The 13,063-nt window shown below is 57.7% G+C and carries 11 protein-coding genes; 1 reads left to right on the top strand and 10 read right to left on the bottom strand.

What is annotated here, in order from left to right:
* Window positions 1–60: 60 nt before the first annotated feature.
* The 7 genes from EXY20_RS20005 to EXY20_RS19975 form a co-directional block, all read right to left on the bottom strand.
* Window positions 61–1,701 (bottom strand): type 2 periplasmic-binding domain-containing protein, encoded by a 1,641-nt coding sequence (locus EXY20_RS20005; protein WP_135553872.1) that lies wholly within the window; start codon window positions 1,699–1,701, stop codon window positions 61–63.
* A gap of 64 nt (window positions 1,702–1,765) precedes the next feature.
* Window positions 1,766–2,638: a carbohydrate ABC transporter permease gene (locus tag EXY20_RS20000; protein ID WP_135553871.1), complete on the bottom strand. Its 873-nt coding sequence runs from the start codon at window positions 2,636–2,638 to the stop codon at window positions 1,766–1,768.
* 27 nt (window positions 2,639–2,665) lie between these two features.
* On the bottom strand, window positions 2,666–3,619 hold the full coding sequence (locus EXY20_RS19995; RefSeq protein ID WP_135553870.1) for an ABC transporter permease: 954 nt from the start codon (window positions 3,617–3,619) through the stop codon (window positions 2,666–2,668).
* A gap of 47 nt (window positions 3,620–3,666) precedes the next feature.
* Entirely contained in the window at window positions 3,667–4,419 is a 753-nt protein-coding gene (locus EXY20_RS19990; protein WP_135553869.1) for an SDR family NAD(P)-dependent oxidoreductase, read from the bottom strand.
* A gap of 26 nt (window positions 4,420–4,445) precedes the next feature.
* Window positions 4,446–5,546: an alanine racemase gene (locus tag EXY20_RS19985; RefSeq protein WP_135553868.1), complete on the bottom strand. Its 1,101-nt coding sequence runs from the start codon at window positions 5,544–5,546 to the stop codon at window positions 4,446–4,448.
* Between the two features lie 69 nt (window positions 5,547–5,615).
* On the bottom strand, window positions 5,616–5,996 hold the full coding sequence (locus tag EXY20_RS19980; RefSeq protein ID WP_135553867.1) for a Rid family detoxifying hydrolase: 381 nt from the start codon (window positions 5,994–5,996) through the stop codon (window positions 5,616–5,618).
* A complete protein-coding gene (locus EXY20_RS19975; RefSeq protein ID WP_135553866.1) occupies window positions 5,993–7,282 on the bottom strand; it encodes a M20 family metallopeptidase in 1,290 nt (429 codons plus the stop codon). The genes EXY20_RS19980 and EXY20_RS19975 overlap by 4 nt, the downstream gene beginning before the upstream one ends.
* A gap of 409 nt (window positions 7,283–7,691) precedes the next feature.
* Between EXY20_RS19975 and EXY20_RS19970 the strand changes: the two genes are divergently transcribed.
* Window positions 7,692–8,468 (top strand): IclR family transcriptional regulator, encoded by a 777-nt coding sequence (locus EXY20_RS19970; RefSeq protein WP_135553865.1) that lies wholly within the window; start codon window positions 7,692–7,694, stop codon window positions 8,466–8,468.
* A gap of 354 nt (window positions 8,469–8,822) precedes the next feature.
* Here EXY20_RS19970 and EXY20_RS19965 read toward each other — a convergent pair whose 3' ends face one another.
* From EXY20_RS19965 to EXY20_RS19955, 3 genes are all read right to left on the bottom strand, one after another.
* Window positions 8,823–10,331 (bottom strand): serine hydrolase domain-containing protein, encoded by a 1,509-nt coding sequence (locus EXY20_RS19965; RefSeq protein WP_135553864.1) that lies wholly within the window; start codon window positions 10,329–10,331, stop codon window positions 8,823–8,825.
* A 184-nt stretch (window positions 10,332–10,515) separates the two neighbouring features.
* The gene (locus EXY20_RS19960) at window positions 10,516–11,664 is read right to left on the bottom strand and encodes a Gfo/Idh/MocA family protein (RefSeq protein ID WP_135553863.1); all 1,149 of its coding nucleotides are present in this window, start codon (window positions 11,662–11,664) and stop codon (window positions 10,516–10,518) included.
* A gap of 108 nt (window positions 11,665–11,772) precedes the next feature.
* Window positions 11,773–13,056 (bottom strand): aspartate aminotransferase family protein, encoded by a 1,284-nt coding sequence (locus tag EXY20_RS19955; RefSeq protein ID WP_135553862.1) that lies wholly within the window; start codon window positions 13,054–13,056, stop codon window positions 11,773–11,775.
* Between the last annotated feature and the right edge of the window lie 7 nt (window positions 13,057–13,063).

The raw sequence follows: 13,063 nt of genomic DNA, 5'->3' as shown, positions 1-13,063 counted from the left end.
CGATCGAAGGGAGCCGTTAAGCCGGAAAAAACCGCCATGAGTTCTCTCCGGCTCGCCCGGTTACTTAACAAGATACGATTTCAGATCCTTACTTTTGAATTTCGCATTATAATCCTTGATTTTGCGGGCGCCGTCCTGCGCCAGCCATTCCTTGACTACGGAGTCCCATTGGGACATCGGCACTTCGCCCCGAATCATCTTCACAATCGTCCCGTACATATCCGGCGGCTTCAGACCGGCAGGCGTGGGGTCGATCTGAACCGCCCACGTCGGGTCGACGAAATGCTGAACCTTTGCGTGCATATCGATCAAATCCTGACTAAGCTTGCGCATGATGTCGGTGTGAAACCACTGCGGATAATTCAGCTTGGATTCGTCCTCCGGCCAGCCGACCGCGCCAAAGTTAAAGTAAATGTTAGGAGCCATGCCGCTGGCGGCGGCGTTCGCCTTCGGCACGGGAACCTTCTTCGCGGCATCCCAATCGTAAGCTGCGCCGTTCAATCCGTTCATCCAATCCCAATCCTTGTTGTCCGGAGTGGCTTGGTCCAACGGGATACTTTTGCGGAACAGGTCGATGATGTCGAGGATGCGTTCAACTTTGCCTTCCTCCTGCTTCGCCTTGGCGCTGATCGCAACGATCGCGCCCCAGCCTTTCGTCGACATCTCGGCTCTCGTCCCGTCAGGCGCGGTGAATGTCGGAATCGGAGCAAGCTTCAGACCGGGGATTCTTTTCAACAGCGGCTCAATATAGGCTTCATTCAAGTTGACCGGGTCGGCATGGTAAATGCCCGCCTTGCCTTCCACCCAGAATTCCTTGTTCAAGTCGGAGCTGCTCAAGGTGACGAAATCCTTCGAAAGGCCGCCGCCCTGATATACTTCATGGAGCCACTGCACATGATCGCGGAAAGCGTCGGAAATATAGTTCGGAATGAAATTGCCGTCCTTGTCTTTATGATAATAGGCGTTATAGAACCAATAAGGACCCATTCCGTAGCTCGGATACAGCGCGTTGCGCATGACGAAAGCGTAGGTGTCGTTGACGCCGTTCTTGTCCGGATCCTGCGTCGCGAAGGCGATCGCCACTTTCTTCAGCTCATCATAGTTTGTCGGCATCTTCAGCCCGAGATTGTCCAGCCAATCCTGACGGATGATCGGCGTCTGCTCGTATCTGGTCAAGAACTCCGGAATACCGTAAATTTTGCCGTTCACGCGGAACTGGTCCCAGATCCATTCCGGTACGGCTTTTAAGGTCGGATATTTGGCGATGTATTCGTCAAGCGGCGCGAAGGCGCCTTGTGCCGCCAGTTCGGCATATTTGGCGAGCTCGTAATTTTTCATCCCCACGATGTCCGGCAGCGATCCCGACGCGATAAGCACCGACAGCTTCTCGTCGTGCGCCGCTGCGGGCACGATCGTCGCCTCCAGATTGACGTTGAACCGCTCGTTGATCATCTCCGCGCCTTTCCCTTTCAACGCCGGAGGGGTTCCCCATGTGAAATCGTGCATCGTGATCGTAAACTTCTTCTTTTTCAGCTCTTCCGCTTTCTTCTCCTCGGCCGATTTTTCCGACGCCGACGGCGACGTCGACGGTTTCACCGACGGGTTCGCCTGAGGCTCTCCATTGCCTCCTTTCGAACACCCGATCGTCCCGACGGCAAACGCCAGCGCCAAACTTGCCGTCAACCATTTCCTGAATGCCATTGCAATCCCTCCATCGTTAGATTTCACTGTCTGGAACCGACAACCCGCCTTGGACACTTTCCCGCTATCCTTTTAGTGAGCCGATCATCACCCCCTTGACGAAATGCTTTTGCAGGAACGGATAAATAATGAGGATCGGTGCCGTCGCCACGAGTATCGCAGCCATTTGAATCGTAATCGGCGACGGAGCCGGACCGTTGAACCGGTTTTCGGACAGCATCATCATCGGATCGTTCTCGATAATCATCTGCCGGAGCACGACCTGGATCGTCCATTTGGCCGGGTCGTTCAAATAAATAACCGCGCTGAACCAGCTGTTCCATGTCCCGACGACGTTGAAGAGAAAGAAGGCCGCCATGATGGGCTTCGACAAGGGAAGAATGATCCTCGTGTATATTTGCCATTCATGCGCTCCGTCGATCATCGCCGCGTCGATCAGCTCCTCGGGGATGCCGAAGATGAATTGCCGAAAGATAATGACGGTCCATGCGCCGACAACGCCGGGGATGATCAAGGCCCCGTACGTATTGATCAAACCGAGCGCCTTGACAAGCAAATAGGAAGGAATCAGTCCGCCGGAGAATAACAAAGTGAACACGAACAGGAACATGATCGCACCGCGGGCTTTGATCGGCCTCGTGAGCGCAAAGGCGGTCATCGAATTGAACAGGAGCACAAGCAGCGAGCTGGCCAGGGCGACTCCCGCCGTGATCCCCATGGAGCGAACAAACGCGCGGGATTGAAGAATATACTCATACGAGCTGGTGGTCCATTGTTTAGGCCAGAGGACGAGCGGATTCTCGAATATTTCTTCATAGGTGGAAAACGACACGGCGAAAATATAAACAAACGGAAATAACATGGTCATCATGAGAACGATCAGGAATAATCGCAACGCGCCGTCTATAATGAGATCGGACGTCGATTTCTGCCGCATGTCGATCCCCCTCCCGAACGATAGTAGTTAGAAGATGCCGTTGTGACCCAATTTTTTGGCGATCCGGTTGGAGCTCCAGATGAGAATCAAGCCTGCGATGTTCTTGAGCAAATTGACTGCTGTCGTGAAGCTGTATTGTCCGCCGCCGCCTATACTCTGCTCGAATACATAAATATCGATCGTACGAGCGACGCTTGCATTGGAGGAATTCATCTGCAGGAACGATTGTTCGAACCCGGTATCGAGCACATCGCCAAGCTTCAGAATGAGCAGGATTACGATGACGCCGCGAATGCCGGGCAGCGTCACATGCCACATTTTCCGGAAACGTCCCGCACCGTCGATGGTGGACGCTTCGTACAGCTCCGGGCTGACAGCTGAAAGCGCTGCCAAAAAGATGATCGTTCCCCAACCGACTTCCTTCCAAATGACCTCGGCCACAATAAGCGGCCGGAACCAGCCTTCCGATGTCAGGATTGGAATCGCTTCCGTATGGAACAATTGTTGCAGCAGCAAATTCAGGAAGCCGTCGGAACGCAACAGGATCAATACGATGCCAACGACAATCACCCAGGACAAGAAGTGAGGCAAATACAAGATCGACTGCGACAACCGCTTGAACAGCCCGTCTTTCAATTCGTTCAGGATCAAGGAAAGGATGATGGGAGCCGGAAACGCGAACGCGATCTGCAGCGCGGATAAAATGATCGTGTTGCGAAGAATGATCCAGGTTTCCTTATACGAGAACATATTCTGAAAGTGCTCGAGCCCGATCCACGGGCTTTTCCAAAATCCCAAAAATGGACTATACTTCTGAAAAGCGATCATGATGCCGAACATCGGCACATATCGAAACAAAATCAAGTGGACCAATCCGGGAAGCAGCAGAAGGTACGCGTATTTGTACTTCAGAAGATGTCTCTTGAACGCTTCGCCTCTGGAGTGTTTTGAACCGGCACTGGATATGATGCTGTTCTCCATGCAATCCCCCGTTCCTTTCCTATTTGCGGATAACTTGGTGAAATCGGTTAAAACGCAAGCTGTCCGCCGTCTACTACGATCGTTTCGCCTGTGATAAATGCGGCGTCGTCCGAAGCGAGAAAAGCGAACACCCCCGCAACATCTTTCGGCTTGCCGACGCGCCCGAGCGGAATTTTCGCCCGGATGTACGCCGCCACAAATTCCGGGTCATCGATCGCTTCCGACATCGGCGTCTGAATGTAGCCGGGACATACGGCGTTTACGCGTATATGGAATCGGGCCAGTTCGATCGCCATTGTTTTGGTCAGCAGGACGACGCCGCCCTTGGAAGCGTTGTAGTGCGCGTAGTTGGCTTCGCCGACAAGACCGTTGGTGGAAGCCATGTTGACGATGATGCCTTCCTCTTGCTTCGCCATCTGCTTTGCCGCATGCTGGGCCATGTTGAACATCCCGTTCAAATTGACGTCCAGCATCTTTCGCCAATTTTCGCGGGTAATGTCGAGAAACGGTTCCTCCCAGGCGATCCCCGCATTGTTGATCAAGATATCGATTTTCCCGTACCGGGCAACGACGCGCTCAACGACTTGCGCGGTCTGCGCGTATTCCGATACGTCGGCTTCGCAAGCCATCGCGCGGTATCCTTGCCGGGTCAGCTCATTTGCGGTGGCGGCCAGCTCGACCGGATCGTTGGATACGATCGCGAGTTGCGCCCCTTCCGCAGCAAATCGTTCCGCCGTCGCTTTGCCGATCCCCCTGCTGGCGCCGGTGACGACGACAACTTTATTTTCGAATCGATTCATCGCCTTGCCCCTCTCTATCGTTTGGTTCAGCGCACTTGTCCCCTCGCCGCGACCTTCCAGATGCTTTCGACGCGATCTCCCCGGACCGCCGCCACTTCATCCGTCAGGCTGATTACGCCACAGCAATGGACGGGTACGATCTCAAGCCTGTCGCCGATCCGCAACCGCTGCTCCTCCGGCGCCAAACGAAGCATGCCGTGCTCCTCGGTCAACCACTCCAAGGCAATGCCGGGATGGCCAATCACCCAACCTCTGCCCGTGCCGAGCGTTGTCGGATTGCCGTCCATCGTAAACAGCTTCGTCCCCGCGTCGATGACGGCGCGATCCGGCGCCGGGCGGCTGACGACCGTAACCAGCACCGTCAGCGCGCAATTCGTCAGCGCATGCGCCCCGATGTCCACTTGCATCAGATCGCCGAACAGATAGGCGCCGGGACGAATTTCCGTTACGCCTTCGCATGATGCGGCATAGCGGCTGCTCGGCGTCGATCCGACGCTGACCGTCTCCATCGCTATGCCGGCGGCTCGGCACATTGCCGCTGCTTCCGCCGCCGCCGCCCCCTCTTGCGCGGCGGCAGCCCGCAATTGTTCACTGCCGCGCGCTTCGTAAGCATGACCGGCAAATGTCAGCACGCCTCGAAGCTTCAACCCGGCAAGGCCGGCGACGAACCGGGCCAAGCGGAGCAGCGGCTCGCCGCGAGGCACGCCCACCCGGCCAAACCCGCAATCCAGCTCGACAAGCGCATCGATCGTGGCGCCGCTCGGCGCAAGCGCCCTGGATAAAGCGGCAGCCGCTTCGCAGCTGTCGACCGCTACCGTCAGCTTGGCGGTCCGAGCCAGCGCAACCAATCTTGCCAGCTTCGCCTCGCTCACGATCGGGTAAGCGATCATAATATCGTTGATACCGGCGGCTGCCATCACTTCCGCCTCGCCAAGCTTGGCGACCGTGATGCCGATCGCCCCGGCCGCAATCTGCATATGCGCCAGCTCCGGCGTCTTGTGCGTTTTGGCATGCGGCCTCAGCCTGACGCCATATCGATTCGCCACAGCCTGCATGCTGGCGATATTGTGCTCCACTTTGTCCAGATCGACGAGCACATAGGGGGTGTCCAACTGACCTTTGACCATATCGACCTGTCACCTCCGCACCGCCATTCGCCATCGCTTCGCCGTATCGCCCCGATCCGAATGTCGCGATCAGGATGGAATTTCGGCTATCACGTCGATTTCTACCAGTATGCCGTCCAGTTCGGCGCCAATACAGGACCGGGCCGGCATCGGATGGTGAAAATGCCGCGCATATACCTCGTTAAATCGGGAAAACAATTTCATGCTGGATAAATAAACATTTACCTTGACCACATCGTCCATCGAACAGCCGGACGCTTGGAGAATGGATGCAACGTTCCGCAGCGTCGCATCCGCCTGTTCCTCGATCGATTCGCCAATAATGACATTCGTCGTTGGATCGAGCGGCCCCTGACCGGATACGAATACGAATCCGTTCGCCGACACAATGGATTGCGAGTAAGGTCCGTCGCCTTTCGACGCGGCATCCGTCCTAATCGATTTCCTCATCCTTCTTCCCCCTCGCACCAGTCTATTACGGTTAACGCATAAATCTCGACCAATTGGCAAAGCCCGGGAATATCGACGAATTCATCGGGAGCATGCGCATGGCCGCCCGGCGGTCCGAGAATAACCGCCGGTGTCGGGCTGTGCAGGTTAAAGACGAACGCGTCGCAGGCGAACGGCGCTCCGCGGACGACGGCGGGCTGGCGCGTGACGCTCTCCACCCGGGAAGACAGGGCCGCGATGATCGGACAGTCGGGCTCCAGCTGCGCTCCTGGAAGGAAGCGGAGCATTCTGGCAAACCGCGGCTCTTCCATTCCCTTCTGTATGCCGTATTGCCGGCGATAACCGGCCATGATCTCCTCCTGCAGCTGCTCCTCCGTCGTGCCCGGATAACATTCCACCCATACGTCGACATGGCATTCGGCAGGCCCGGTATCGCAAAGCGGAGCGCTCATGTCCCCCGCCTCCACACGCGTGATTACGACAGGCAGTTCCCCGCCTTGCTCGTACCAGGGGGCGGGACCGATGCCGCGGGAGCGCTCCCGCTCGTACTGTTCCAGGTAATGAATAAATTTGCCTGCCGCGTAAACCGGGTTCACGATCGTTTCCCCGTTGAACGAAAGCCCCGAAGTGCCCGAGAACGTCACCCGCCATAACGCGCCCCCCCGGCTTGCCGGACATATGGCCAGATTCGTCGGCTCGGGTATGATCGCGGCATCGGCATGAAACCCGCTCACGCGTCCGGCCAGCGTGCCGTTCGCGCCGCCGAACTCCTCGTCGACTACGGACTCGAGCAAGACGTCGCCCGCCAGGTGCACGCCAAGTTCTTGTACGCACCGGACCGCCATAATCGACGCCGCCAGACCGCCCTTCATGTCGTAGGCGCCCAGGCCGTACAACCGGTCGCCCTCCACCGTCGGCTTCCAGGGATCGCGCGTCCAGCCGGGAGCCGCAACGGCGGTGTCCGCGTGGCTGGAGAACAGCAGCGATCGACCGCCGCCGACGCCCTTCAGACGTCCGATCACATTGGGGCGATTCGCATATCGTTTGCCTGGATAATAAGCCGGATGCGCATGCAGCCCGGCCGCATCGTCAGGCGAATAGACCGACGTTTCCAGCCCCATGGACGCGAGCAGCCGCGCCACGTGAAGCTGGCACGCCTTCTCCGATCCATCTGTGAAGCGGTTCACGCTGTCGAAGCGGATCAAGTCCGCCGTCGTCTCCACGATCGCGGATCGGTTCTTCTCCACCCAGCTGCGGACAAGAGCCGCCATCTCCTGTCTTCTCAACTCCGCTCGCCTCCTGCAATCTGTACCTTATGTACCATAATGAAACCGGTGCCGATCTTTCAGGATACTCCTACCCCTTCGCCAAACTCCATTTTTTACTTTTCGGTATACCGAAAGTTAAATCGGTATTTCGCAATTCTTTTACAATATATCATTCAGCAGCGTAAGGAGTCAATATTGTATCGGACGAAAAATCGTCATTCGATCCATTCGCGCGCTTCGCCTTTTTTTCGCATAACAGAAATCTTTTCCCTAATGATCATGTCGGAATAACGCGCTGCAACGAATGAATCGCGCCGAATTGCCCGCCGCATCCGCGATTTCAAATTGAAACAGAGGGCATTATATGTTTAAATAGTACTGAAATAACAATCGATAGTTTGGAATATCGAAAAAGGAGATAGGCTTCATGGCAAAAAGTCGGTACACCGTACCCGCTCTCGAGAAAGGCATTGCGATCATTGAAATGCTGGCTAATTCCGAAAAGCCGCTTGGCATTACGGATATTTATACCTTGTCCGGCGTGCCCAAATCCTCCATCTTCATGATTTTAACCACGCTGGAAAGCTTGCAATACGTGGAGAAAATCGACGGAGACAAATATCGGCCAACGATGAGAATCTATAATTTGGGCATGATTATATTATCCAAGCTCGGTATTCGCGAGGCGGCTCACCCGATCATGGAAGAGATAGCGAAGGAACTGCGCTTTACCGTCCACCTGGCTATGCTCGAGCAAGGGAAAGCGGTCTATATCGAGAAGGTCAAAAGTCCGGGTTTCGTGCAGTTCTCGACGGAAGTCGGCCAGTCTTGGCTGCTGTACAACTCCGCAGTCGGGAAGGTGCTCGCCGCGTATATGCCCGAAGATCAGTTGGACAAAGTTTTGATGTCGACCGAATTCACATCGTTTACGCCGAACACGATGACATCCAAGGAGCAATTAAAGCAATTCCTGCAGTCTGTACGTGAGCAAGGATATGCAGTCGAAGATGAGGAAGGCGAGCTAGGCATTCGCTGTATCGGCGTCCCGATCTACAATCATACCGGAAACGTCGTTGCGGCTCTGAGCATTACGGCACTGCGCAACGATTTGCCGGTGCACAAATTCGGCGAGATCGGCATGCTCATTCGGGACAAGGCGAACCGAATTTCGGAGAGGCTCGGTTACAGACGAGCGGCAGAGTAAAGAACTGAGCTTTCCTGGAGGGCGTGAGCCCTCCATTGTTTTTACGGCCCCCTTCGACAAATCGGGCGGGAGGCTGCCTAACGCCTAATCAATCGTCATGCTTGGCTCACATTCAGAAAAACCCGGCCAGTGGCCGGGCTCTCTTATGGTTGCGCGTTATCCATTAGTTTGTGCTTATAGCCATGAATACTTTTGTAGTATAGGGGGACATCTCGCCTCCGCGCGCTACACATGCGAATCGCGGAGGCACGGATGGATCGCCGGTATCCATGAGAAGCTCACCTGCGCCTGCTTTTTTTTTGTGGATTGCGTTGCCGCTTGCGCGGCAGTTGTGCCGCTGCTCCGGCCGGGCCGTTATTGGGCCAATCCGACGCCGTCGGCAAACACGCCGCTCATCCGCAGCGGCGACGGACTGCCGGTGCCGCCCAAATGGTCCAGCCCGCTCACTTCGACCCGATCCTCGCCGAATGTGAAGCGCGCTTCGGCATAGAACGGCGTTTCCACGGCGCGAATGCGCAGCAGCAGCGTGTGCGGGTCGGTCCAGCTTGCGCCGGCAGCCACCAGCCGCGGTTCGTTATACCACATTCGCGACGAACCTGCCGTCCAGACGTCATAGCCGCAGCGGAACGAAAATTCGCCGCGATCGTTCACAATCGTGACCTCCGCTTCATCCGCGCCGAAGCGGAACGCCAGCTTCCGCATCCCGGTTTCGTTCGCGGAGAAAACATAGGCCTTGTCTTCCGGCCTGGCGGCGGCCCGACTGTCGCCCTCCGCACTCGGATGCTGCAGCGCCAGCAACGCCAGCCGTTCCGCAAGCTGCGCATCGGCCTCCGCATTCTTAGCGCCGGCCGTCGGCACACTATTCAACGCGGGTAGAACGTGCGCCCACACGGCGTCGAGCACCGCTTGCATATCGCCGACGCCGCTCGTGATCGCCAGCACGGCATCCTGCTCCGGGAACACGATGCAGTACTGGCCGAACGCCCCGTCCCCGCGATAAGCCCCGTACCGGCAGCGCCAGAACTGGTAGCCGTATCCGACCTGCCAGTCGGAGTTGCCGGTGTTGCTCCCGGACGCGTCGCCGTTGTCGATTTGCGCCGAAGTCGCTTCGCGGATCCATTCCTCGGCGACAAGACGACGGCCTTCCCATACGCCAAGCTGCGCATACAGCCGGCCGAACTTGGCGATCGCCTCCGTTGTCGTCCACAGCCCCCAGCCGCCTGTCGTCACGCCTTGCGGGCATTCGTCCCAGGCCGCGCCTTCGATCCCGAGCGGCGCAAATAATCGTTGCTGCAAATAGTCGCGCAGCTTCTCCCCCGTCGCCCGCTGCAAAATGGCGGACAGCATGTAGGTTGCGCCGCTGTTGTAGACGAATGCTGTTCCCGGCTCGTGAACAAGCGGCGATTCAAGAAACGCTTTCACCCAGTCGCCGTCCTTGCGGTCCATAAGCGCCGGCAAGGTGTCGACGCCGTGACCGCTGGCCATGGTCAGCAAGTGGCGAACCGTCAAACGGCTCAGCCGGTCGCGATTGTCGGCGAAAGCCGGCGAAGCCGCCAGCTCATCGGCCCGTTCCGGGAAAAAGCTTAGCACAGGATCGTGCAAGCCAAACCTGCCTTCTTCGATCGCGATTCCGATGGCGGTGGAAGTGAAGCTTTTGCTGAGGGAAAACATCATGTGCGGGAGATGTTCGCCGTACGGCGCCCACCATCCTTCGGCGACGACATTGCCGCGGAGCAGCAGCATGAAGCTGTGCAGCTCAAGCCGCTTCTCCGCCAATTCGTCCAGAAACGCCGCCAATCCGGCGGCCGAAACGCCCATCTCCGCAGGCGAGCTGCGCGGCAGGCGAGTCGATGCGTTGCCCATATCGGCCAGACTCCTCTCCTCTTGTCCGTTCGGATGCAGCGCATCGCCGAAGTTGCGGCGAACGACGCTTCCCCTCTATTTTGGCGGAAGCTTCCATTGGCAGTCAACCAGCGGCAAAAAGCCGCCCCCGGCCCAAACGCCGGAAGACGGCTTGCTCTTGCTATCGTGCAGCGCCCGCCACCGCTTACAAACGAAGCGCTTGCTGCCCGTACCCGCCGGCGCCGCGAAAATCGGGCATATCGACCGCACGCCCGCCGTTCATCACCGACAGCTCCGACAGCATCGCCACCGCCGTCCATTCGCACGCGTCGTACACGTCGATCGCCGGCGGCCGCTCCCCTTTCATGGCATCGACAAAATCCTGCACGATAAAAAAGTCGCCGCCCCAATGGCCCGCCGCCTTCTGCGCGTCGCTTGCATGTTTGTACCGGTCCGGCAAATAATCGTAATAGTCGCTGAGCGGCCGCCACTTGGGGCGCTCCGGATCGTCGCCCATCGAGTCGAGCCAAATCTTGTGCGTGTCGCCCAGCCCGCGCGGCGCTTCGAACGCGCCCTTGGTGCCCTGCAGCGTATAGTACGACATATTGTGCGGCCGCTGCGAAATGCAGTCGATGCGCAGCTTGATCAGCTTGCCGCTTTCCATTTGGCAGAGCGTAATCGAGGTGTCCTCCTGCCGGAAGCGCTTGTCCGTATGCCAGCCGCTGCCGAAACAGGATACGGAACGGATGCGGTCGCCCGCGAACCATTGCATCACCGGCCCCAGGCTGTGCGTCGGATAAAACGCACCGCGTTTGCCAAGCTGCCAGTAGTTGCGCCAGGTCGGTTTGCCGTCCGACGCCGCGCCGGCCCGGTTCACGCGGAAAGCGAGGTGGCGGATATCGTGCATATATTCGCCTTCGCCAAAGTAAACGTCGCCGAACAGTCCTTGCTTCACCATGTTGGCGATTAGCTGGTTTTCGGGGATGTAGCAATAATTTTCCGCCAGCATGTACACCAGCCCCGTCTGCTCGACTGTCTCCTTCAGCCACCACAGCTCGTCGAGCGTAACGCCCGCCGTCACTTCGCTCATCACATGTTTGCCCGCGTGCAGCGCGGCAATCGCCTGCGGCACGTGCAGCTGCATCGGCGTCGCAATGACGACGGCATCGATGTCCGATGCCAGCATATCCTCGAATACCCGGTATGTATGCGGGATGCCGTGTTTGGCGGCGGTTTCCTTCGCGTACGCTTCGTCCAGGTCGCACAACGCGACGACCTCCGTGTCTTCAATCGCCTGAAACCCTCTGAGCGTACTAAGCCCTCTTGCCCCTACGATGCCCACTTTGATCGTCATGATTCCCTCCGCACGCTGAAATAGGAATTCATTTTCACACCGGTTGCAGCCAAGAAGGCCGACCCTCCGGGTTCGATGGGAACCCGGGGAACAGCCTGGCCAAACCGCTTATTTCATCTCTTTCAACACCGTTTCGATGATGTCGAGCGTCGTGTCGATATCCGCGTCCGTGTGGCTGTAGCTGACGTGATTGCGTTTGATGTTCATCGGCATTTTGAAAATGCCGCGCTCGATCAGCTTCTTGCGGTACGTCACATACGTTGTCGCGTCGTTGTGCTGCAGGTCGGTATAATTTTTCGGCAGAAAGTCCATAAAATAAGTCGTCCACACCGAACCGAAGCCGGTGACGATCGCCTTGACGCCCAGCCGCTGGTGAATGTCGCGGATGCCGGAGCGCATCTTTTCGCCCAAGCGGAATACGTGCTCGTGCACCGGCTCGTTCTCCATCAGCTCAAGCGTCGCAATCGACGCCGCGGTGCCGACGGCATGGCCGTTGTACGTGCCCGCGAACCAGACGTCGCCGCCCGGATTCGTGTTGAAGCGCATCATATATTCCTTCTTGCCGGCGACGGCGGCGATCGGGAACCCGTTGGCCATCGCTTTGCCCATCGTGGTCAGGTCCGGCGTCACGCCGGCAACCTTCTGGAAGCCGCCGATGTCATGGCGGAAGCCGGTGATGACTTCGTCGAAAATGAGCAGCGTGCCGTTCGCGTCGCACAGCTCGCGCAACCCTTGCAGGAAGCCCGGCTCCGGCAAAATGCAGCCGATGTTGTGCGGGATCGGCTCGACGATCAGCGCGGCGACTTCGCCTTTGTTTTCGTTAAACGTCCGTTCCACGTCGTCAAGATCGTTAAACGTGCAAACGAGCGTGTTGTCGATCGCTTCCTCCATCATGCCGGCCGAACCGGGATCGCGTTTGCCGATCATATCCCAGGCGCTGAGCATATTGCGGGCCACGTAGTCGTGCCAGCCGTGGTAGCAGCCCTGGAACTTGATCAGCTTCGTGCGGCCGGTGATCGCGCGCGTCAAACGAATGGCATGGTAAGTCGCCTCCGAACCGGAGTTGCAGAACAGCACCTGCTCGGCGGAAGGCACGTGGGTCGTGATTTTGCGGGCGGCTTCGACTTCCAGCTCGGTGCAGCCGACGCCGTACAGGTCGGTGCGGCCAAGCGCTTCGATCACTTTGCCGTTGACATACGGGTGGTTGTGGCCGAGAATGAACGGGCCGAAGGCAGCCTGGTAGTCGATGTATTTTTTGCCGTCGGCGTCGTAAATATACGCACCTTCGCCCCGGACGAACACCGGGAACGGATCCACGTTGCGGATCGACGTGTGCACGCCGCCCGGCGTATAAAGCTTCGATTCTTCTTGCAGTTCTTTGTTGCGGGACATATGCGCA

It is taken from the genome of Paenibacillus cymbidii, from assembly GCF_004764705.1.
GTDB classification, from domain to species: domain Bacteria; phylum Bacillota; class Bacilli; order Paenibacillales; family NBRC-103111; genus Paenibacillus_AN; species Paenibacillus_AN cymbidii.
Note: the sequence above shows the minus strand (reverse complement) of the source record. Positions and strands in the feature narration are given on the sequence as shown.

Excerpts from the sequence above, each read along its gene's own strand:
- EXY20_RS19965 (WP_135553864.1), bottom strand. The coding sequence starts at position 10,331 with ATGGGCAACGCATCGACTCGCCTGCCGCGCAGCTCGCCTGCGGAGATG.
- EXY20_RS20005 (WP_135553872.1), bottom strand. The coding sequence starts at position 1,701 with ATGGCATTCAGGAAATGGTTGACGGCAAGTTTGGCGCTGGCGTTTGCC.
- EXY20_RS19985 (WP_135553868.1), bottom strand. The coding sequence starts at position 5,546 with ATGGTCAAAGGTCAGTTGGACACCCCCTATGTGCTCGTCGATCTGGAC.
- EXY20_RS19955 (WP_135553862.1), bottom strand. The coding sequence starts at position 13,056 with ATGTCCCGCAACAAAGAACTGCAAGAAGAATCGAAGCTTTATACGCCG.
- EXY20_RS19990 (WP_135553869.1), bottom strand. The coding sequence starts at position 4,419 with ATGAATCGATTCGAAAATAAAGTTGTCGTCGTCACCGGCGCCAGCAGG.
- EXY20_RS20000 (WP_135553871.1), bottom strand. The coding sequence starts at position 2,638 with ATGCGGCAGAAATCGACGTCCGATCTCATTATAGACGGCGCGTTGCGA.
- EXY20_RS19980 (WP_135553867.1), bottom strand. The coding sequence starts at position 5,996 with ATGAGGAAATCGATTAGGACGGATGCCGCGTCGAAAGGCGACGGACCT.
- EXY20_RS19970 (WP_135553865.1), top strand. The coding sequence starts at position 7,692 with ATGGCAAAAAGTCGGTACACCGTACCCGCTCTCGAGAAAGGCATTGCG.
- EXY20_RS19995 (WP_135553870.1), bottom strand. The coding sequence starts at position 3,619 with ATGGAGAACAGCATCATATCCAGTGCCGGTTCAAAACACTCCAGAGGC.
- EXY20_RS19960 (WP_135553863.1), bottom strand. The coding sequence starts at position 11,664 with ATGACGATCAAAGTGGGCATCGTAGGGGCAAGAGGGCTTAGTACGCTC.